Genomic DNA, 7,324 nt, shown 5'->3' with positions numbered 1-7,324 from the left:
ATTCAATATACAGAATTTAATTTTCAAAAGTGTTCAATTTGAAATTGCAATTTTCCAAAATAAAAAAAGAGACATCACAGTCTCTTTTTGCAAATTAAAACTACTTGTTCAATTTTTTCATTAAATTATTAACTAATTTTTCGTTGTCTTCAGCAGTTTCTGATACATAACAAGCTTCGTTAGCTAATTCCTTAATGTCAGCAGTGTTCAATTTCTTCATTAAGCTTCTGATACGTAAGATTGAAGTTGCACTCATTGAGTATTCATCAAGTCCCATTGAAAGTAAGATTGGGAACATAGTGTTATCACCAGCAGCTTCACCACACATACCACACCAAATACCGTTTTCATGAGCACCATCAATAGTGTGCTTAATCAAACGAAGTACTGATGGGTTATATGGTTGGTACAAGTATGACACATTATCATTACCACGGTCAGCAGCCATAGTATATTGAATTAAGTCATTAGTACCAATTGAGAAGAAGTCAACTTCCTTTGCAAATTGATCAGCTAAAACGGCTGCAGCAGGTACTTCAATCATCATACCGACTTGCAAGTCATCACCAATCTTAACGCCTTCTTTAGCGAGCTTATCTTTTTCTTCAGCTAAAATTTGCTTAGCTTCACGTAATTCTGCTAAAGTACCGATCATTGGGAACATAATTCCTAATGGACCGTATGCAGATGCACGAAGTAAAGCTCTTAATTGAGTTCTAAAGATATCCTTGTATTGCATAGAAAGACGGATAGCACGAACACCTAAGAATGGGTTCATTTCTTCTGGAAGATCCCAGTAATCAAGGTGCTTGTCACCACCGATATCACAGGTTCTGATAATGGTTTGTTTACCATTCATACCTTCAATAACTTCCTTGTAGGCATCAAATTGAGCTTCTTCAGTTGGAAAGTCACTAGAGTCCATGTACAAGAACTCTGTTCTGTACAAACCAATGGCTTCCGCACCATTATCCTTTACACCTGGCATATCATTAGGTGTACCAATGTTAGCAGCAATGATAAATTTCTTGCCATCTGCAGTAACTGATGGTTCATTCTTAAGCTTAGCCCATTCTGCCTTTTGCTTAAGGAATGCTTCACTCTTTTGCTTGTAATCAGCTACTTGAGCGTCACTTGGATCAATAATTGCATCCCCGTCAAGACCATCAGCAATTAACATATCGCCGTTCTTAACATCCTTAGTAATTGAGTCAGTACCAACAACAGCTGGCAATTCAAGTGAACGAGCCATAATAGCTGAGTGAGCTGTACGACCACCAATATCAGTAACAAAACCCTTAACATACTTTTTGTTAAGTTGAGCAGTGTCACTTGGAGTTAAGTCGTGAGCTACAACAATTACTTCATGATCGATTGAAGCAGGATTTGGTAATTCCTTACCAAGAAGGTGAGCCATAATACGCTTTGAAACATCACGTACGTCAGCAGCACGTTCTTGCATGTAAGGATTATCTGTCATCCCTTCAAAAATAGCAATAAACTTCTTAGCAGTCTCATCAAGAGCAGCTTCTGCGTTGATCTTTGAATCCTTAATTTCATTCTCAATGGCACCAGTAAATTCTGGGTCATTTAAAATCATTAAGTGTGCTTCAAAAACTTGAGCTTCTTCATCGCCCAAGCTTTCTTTAGCAATATCATGAATCTTTTCAACTTCAGCAGTTGAAGTCTTAATTGCATCGTTGTAACGAGCTACTTCAGCTTCAACATCAGCAATTGAAGATTTAGAGAATGAAAGATCAGGCTCCACAAGAAGATATGCTGGAGCAATAGCGATACCATCACTTGCAGCAATTCCTTTTAAAGTCTTGGTCATTATTCAGCTAAACCTTCTTTTTTCATAGTGTCGGCAATTGCGTCCAATGCGTCCTTTTCGTCATCACCTTCAGCAGTGATAGTAACATCAGCATTTTGACCAACACCAAGTGACATAACACCCATGATTGACTTCAAGTTTACTGACTTACCGTTGTATTCCAAGTTAACATCTGAGCCAAACTTTGAAGCAGCTTGTACTAAAAGAGTAGCTGGACGTGCATGAATACCTGTTTCTGCAATGATATGAAAATCGCGTTTTTCCATTATAAATATCTCCTTTAAATTGAAAAATTAAACTGGTAATAAATACCCATTCGAGTATTAGATTATCATGTTTTTACAGATTAGACAACTGCAATGTAACAGTTTACATTATTTATTCATCGGTATTCGTAGCGGTATACACAATCGCGCCGCCTCTTTCTGCCCTACCGGTAATATATTGTCTTTTTCCATAATTTCTAATAGTCTTTTGAAGATCAAACGCATCTTTTGGCTCAACTTTATACTCTTTTATCTCACCTGAGACTAATTGATCTAGAATTTTCTGATAATCCAAAAATATCACCACTCTTTTAAAATTTTATAATTTTTCCACTATTAATTCTACTATTTATATTCAATTTTCAAAAATATTAATATTTTGTTTGCGGTAACAAAAGCATTTCTTACAAAAAATAAGTGTTTGAGTCTTAGCACTTGACTACCAAGAGTGCTAATAATATAATTTTGGTACAGTTGAAAAGAAAGGCGGTACTATATTTTGCTTTGCCAAAATTGTCATGAGCGGCCCGCTTCTATTCACCTTTTCACTAAGGTTAATGGCCAAAGCCGCGAAATAGATTTATGTCAACACTGTTATCAAGAATTAAAAAATCAACAAGGAAATCAAGGAAAAATGAATAATAATGAATTTTTTGGCGACTTTGATGATTTATTCAACGCATTAAACGGAAATAACAACAATGCCGCAAACAATAATAATGAAATGAGAAATAACGATCCTAGAATGCAAATGGGGGGAGGCGCTGGTAATGGTGGTCAAAACGGCAGAAGCCTACTTGACCAATACGGAACAGACTTAACTGCCCTTGCTAAAAAAGGCAAAATTGACCCAGTAATCGGTCGTGATAAAGAAATTGCTCGGGTTATCGAAATTTTAAATAGAAGAACTAAGAACAACCCTGTTTTAATCGGTGAAGCAGGTGTTGGTAAGACTGCCGTTGTCGAAGGCTTAGCTCAAGAAATCGTAGATGGATCAGTACCAGCAAAATTGCAGAACAAACGAATTATTTCATTAAATGTTGTTTCACTTGTTCAAGGTACCGGTATTCGTGGTCAATTTGAACAAAGAATGGAACAATTAATTAAAGAATTACAACAAAACGACGATATCATTCTTTTTATTGATGAAATTCACGAAATCGTTGGTGCCGGTAATGCTGAAGGTGGCATGGATGCCGGTAACATTATTAAGCCAGCTTTGGCTCGTGGCGAATTGCAATTAGTTGGTGCTACTACCATCAAAGAATACCGCGATATTGAAAAAGACTCTGCTTTAGCTAGACGTTTTCAACCAGTTGAAGTTAAAGAACCTTCAATTGACGAAACAATTCGCATCTTAAAAGGTATTCAAAAATGCTACGAAGACTATCACCATGTTCACTACACTGATGAAGCCATTGAAGCTGCCGCAAAACTTTCAGCACGTTATATTCAAGATAGATTTTTACCAGACAAGGCTATTGACCTTCTTGATGAAGCAGGTTCTAGAATGAACTTAACCATTCCTTATATTGATAAGGATAAAATGCAAGAAAGAATTAATGCCGCAGAGCAATTGAAGGAAGAAGCCTTAAAAAACGAAGATTACGAAAAAGCAGCCTACTACCGTGATCAAATTGAAAAATATGAAAAGGTTAAAGATCAAAAGGTAGATCCTGACAAGTCCCCTGTTATTACTGATAAGATCATGGACAAGATCGTAGAAGAAAAAACAGGCATTCCTGTTGGTGATATTCAAAAGCAAGAAGAAAACCAACTGCAAAATCTAGCTGCTGATTTAAAGGCTCACGTTATCGGCCAAGACAAGGCTGTTGAAAAAGTAGCTCGTGCCATTCGTCGTAACCGAATCGGTTTCAACAAGTCAGGCCGTCCAATTGGTTCATTCCTCTTCGTTGGTCCAACTGGTGTCGGTAAAACTGAGTTAGCTAAGCAACTGGCTAAGCAAATGTTTGGCTCAGAAGATGCAATGATTCGTTTCGATATGTCTGAATACATGGAACAATACTCAGTTTCCAAATTAATTGGTTCTGCTCCAGGTTACGTAGGCTACGAAGAAGCTGGTCAATTAACTGAACAAGTTAGACACAACCCATATAGTTTGATCTTGCTTGATGAAATTGAAAAAGCTCACCCAGATGTTTTGAACCTCTTCTTGCAAATTCTTGACGATGGTCGTTTAACTGACTCACAAGGTAGAACAGTTTCATTCAAGGATACCATCATTATTATGACTTCTAATGCAGGACAAGGCATTAAGAACGCTAGCGTTGGCTTTACAGCAGAAAACGAAGATGAAGCTAATGAATCTGCTAGAAATAATATGAGCCAATTCTTTAAGCCAGAATTCTTGAACCGTCTTGATGATGTAATCGAATTTAATGAATTGACTAAGCCAGACTTGCTTAAGATTGTTGACTTAATGTTGCAAAATACCAACAATATGGTTAAGGATCAAGGCCTACACATTGATGTAACTGCTGCTGCAAAAGATAAATTAGTTGAAGATGGCTTTAATCCTGCCTTAGGTGCTCGTCCTCTTCGTCGTACCATCCAAGAAGAGATTGAGGATAATGTGGCTGATTTCAAACTTGATCATGCACAGGCTAAGAATTTAAAAGCCGATGTTGTTGATGGTAAAATTGTAATCAGTGATGAAGCAAATAATGAATAGGATTTAATAAAAGACAAAGTCCAAGTTATACCAAAAGATTTCGAAGCAATATTAGAAATCTTTTTTCTTAAAAATAAAAATATGCTACTCAATTTGAGGTATACTAAATTTGAAGAAGTAAAGCTAACAGAAACAGGTGAATTCCATGCATTTAATTGATGTAACCAATAATTACTCTGATTTGGTTCACAGTCAGCTCAACACTACCGATGCAAACTATGTTAAAGTTTATTCTCTTGGTAATACTTCAGTTATTTATACTGAAAGTAAGGATTCTATCGGTATTGCACTTGAAAACCATGACCGTCGTGTTCGCGAAGATGAGATTGAATTCGTAATCAAGCGTTTAATTAAAGATTATGATTCTTCATACACTTTGACTGTAGACAAGAGTCGTCATGTAATCGAAATTCACGTTGACAAGTAATCCAAATATTGTTGTATCAAAAGTGTCTGGAAAAAATAACTTCCAGATGAATGAAAACGATCAAGATTTTCTTTTTCAAGAATCTTGATCGTTTTTTCGGTCTCTTTAAATTTTTAACAATAAAAGATGGTCCTTCATCCATCTTCTTTGCCCATATTTGTTCAAAACCATCATAAAGGCCAATATCGGTTTCGACCTCTTTTTGCCTCGCAGATGCGTTCTGCGCATGCCAAATACGTTCTTCAAATGCCCGAAAACTGGCTCTAAGGTTTTAAAATCTGTTGGGTTAGGAAAAATGGCATAATCTACTACATATTGATCAGTAGTCGCTGCTTGAATATTGTAGCCTGGCTTCAACTGACCGTTTTTCATGTGGTCTTCCTTCATATGCATAAAGGTAGCGTCATGATCGGTCTTAGAGTAGCTGTTACGCCTAGCAGAAATTCTTCAGTCAGCTGGTTAATTTCTTCTTCAGTTTCTCGAGCCAATTTCTCCAAGCCTTGACTAGTTTGAACCTTTTCTTTTTCCATTTTTTTGACTACTTCTTTTTCTTTAGTAATCAATTCATCGTAAAGCTCAACTGCTTGACCTTTCAGCTTTTCATGATACTTTTCAACCGCTTTGCGCCAAACAAAAGTATAGCGGTTGGCATCAGCTTCGATTTTCGTACCATCGATAAAGACAGCACCTTCATTGATTAAGCCTTCATCTTCCAAAAGGTTGGTAAAGTAGATGAAGCTCTTTTTAATCAGTTCATTGGCATGATTGCTTGATTTATTTGTCCAATTAGCCGGTAAAGTATCTTACACGCGATTGTACTGCCATGTTTAGTAATGCTTAAACTTAGAGTTCATCTCTCCAGATTGATACCGCTCACGATCGATCCCAATAAAGACACTGATCTTATTTAGATTAGAAAATCTGCGTACATCGCCTAGTTCAGCCAGGACTCTGACTGCCATGTTTTGGGCAAAAACAGGTATGCTTTCCAAGCTTTCTCTTTTTTGACTGAGCTTGATCAATCTTGTTACATAATATTTACCTGCAAGATTTCTACGCTATAACTGGCAGCCACAGGGTAAGCCTCTAACATTTCTTTAGCTTAGCAGCAGTATTTCGTGCATATCTTGTACCAAAGCCCTTTAAATCTAATAGCCAGTTAACAAGATTCTCTTCTTCTGTTTGCCGCACTAAATTGCAGTGAGGACAGTACTCGATTATTTTCCAGTAATTATAGCCTGAAGTCGTACTGAATAAAGTTTCTATTTCAAGCAAAGTGGATTGCAGTACTTGATATAACAGTTACTTGCGGTCCGTTATTATCGATTTGAGTATTACTAAAATCTAATTAAGAAATCTTACACTACGGTAGTTATTACTGCATAAAATGGTAATAAATTTTTATTACGTTTAAATTTGTCTATCTTTTCCCAATTTTTTGGTATAACTTGCTTAACCGGTCTATTTACAACATGATTACTAGAATTATTCATACATATAGTCTGTGCAAGAGCACCTATTTTTTCAAGGTAAATTTCCAAATTGTGAGTATTACATACACTTAAGTTTAATGCTAAAACTGTAATTACAGATTCGAAAGTGGGATGCAAAAATGGATATTCCTTTTGAATAAATTCATCGGTTAAATAATTCTTTGAATCTTTATGATTCGTATAAGAAATAGGAATTACACTTTGAACATTTTCATCTGTTAATTTTGAAATTCTAGCTATATCAAAATTAGAAATTTCATTAAACTTATAGTTATTACGATTTAAATTCCAATTTGAAAGCATCCCATAGTATCTACCACTAGAGCGATGCTTAAATTTATCTATTACGAACCCAAATTTATCATAAATATTAGCTAATTTTGAAATATTTGTAAATGTAACAGTATTATAATCATCATAGTCTTTAAAAACAAAACTACAATCAAATAAAGTACTAATATAATTATAACATCCTAAAACATGCCCACTTTCAAGTACTTGCAGTGAATTATGAATAGAACTATAAGTACTTAGTGCTATTTCACGTTCTTTTACTATGTAAATTCTATATTTCTCAAACTCTAAACTATTACTTACATAATGACCCACATT

The 7,324-nt window shown here is 35.7% G+C and carries 7 protein-coding genes and 1 pseudogene; 2 read left to right on the top strand and 6 right to left on the bottom strand.

Going from position 1 to position 7,324, the window contains the following annotated elements; all coding sequences use genetic code 11:
- Nucleotides 1-100: 100 nt before the first annotated feature.
- From ptsP to CP363_RS03980, 3 genes are all read right to left on the bottom strand, one after another.
- Nucleotides 101-1,834, bottom strand: coding sequence for a phosphoenolpyruvate--protein phosphotransferase (gene ptsP / locus CP363_RS03990; RefSeq protein ID WP_005718607.1), 1,734 nt, complete (start codon nt 1,832-1,834; stop codon nt 101-103).
- Nucleotides 1,834-2,100 carry a phosphocarrier protein HPr gene (locus tag CP363_RS03985; RefSeq protein ID WP_005718606.1) on the bottom strand — a complete coding sequence of 89 codons (267 nt, stop codon included), beginning with the start codon at nt 2,098-2,100 and terminating at the stop codon, nt 1,834-1,836. Before CP363_RS03985 ends, ptsP begins: the two co-directional genes overlap by 1 nt.
- Before the next feature lie 112 nt (nt 2,101-2,212).
- Nucleotides 2,213-2,395, bottom strand: a complete 183-nt coding sequence (locus CP363_RS03980) for a hypothetical protein (RefSeq protein WP_005721524.1) — start codon at nt 2,393-2,395, stop codon at nt 2,213-2,215.
- Nucleotides 2,396-2,599: 204 nt separating this feature from the next.
- On the opposite strand from CP363_RS03980, the gene CP363_RS03975 reads away from it, so the two are divergent.
- Both CP363_RS03975 and CP363_RS03970 read left to right on the top strand, forming a co-directional pair.
- A complete protein-coding gene (locus tag CP363_RS03975; protein WP_098035869.1) occupies nt 2,600-4,792 on the top strand; it encodes an ATP-dependent Clp protease ATP-binding subunit in 2,193 nt (730 codons plus the stop codon).
- 145 nt (nt 4,793-4,937) lie between these two features.
- The gene (locus CP363_RS03970; protein WP_005728539.1) at nt 4,938-5,219 is read left to right on the top strand and encodes a DUF1827 family protein; all 282 of its coding nucleotides are present in this window, start codon (nt 4,938-4,940) and stop codon (nt 5,217-5,219) included.
- A 258-nt stretch (nt 5,220-5,477) separates the two neighbouring features.
- Here CP363_RS03970 and CP363_RS03965 read toward each other — a convergent pair.
- The 3 genes and pseudogenes from CP363_RS03965 to CP363_RS03955 all read right to left on the bottom strand — a co-directional run.
- Nucleotides 5,478-5,995, bottom strand: a pseudogene (locus CP363_RS03965) (IS5/IS1182 family transposase); the annotation flags it as partial.
- Between the two features lie 51 nt (nt 5,996-6,046).
- Nucleotides 6,047-6,211, bottom strand: a complete 165-nt coding sequence (locus CP363_RS03960) for a transposase (RefSeq protein WP_013086033.1) — start codon at nt 6,209-6,211, stop codon at nt 6,047-6,049.
- A gap of 366 nt (nt 6,212-6,577) precedes the next feature.
- Nucleotides 6,578-7,321: a hypothetical protein gene (locus CP363_RS03955; protein ID WP_013086031.1), complete on the bottom strand. Its 744-nt coding sequence runs from the start codon at nt 7,319-7,321 to the stop codon at nt 6,578-6,580.
- Nucleotides 7,322-7,324: the final 3 nt, after the last annotated feature.

This window comes from Lactobacillus sp. UMNPBX12, assembly GCF_002553955.1.
Lineage (GTDB): Bacteria > Bacillota > Bacilli > Lactobacillales > Lactobacillaceae > Lactobacillus > Lactobacillus crispatus.
The sequence above is the reverse complement of the archived record's forward strand: the minus strand, read 5'-3'. Positions and strand labels throughout refer to the sequence as shown.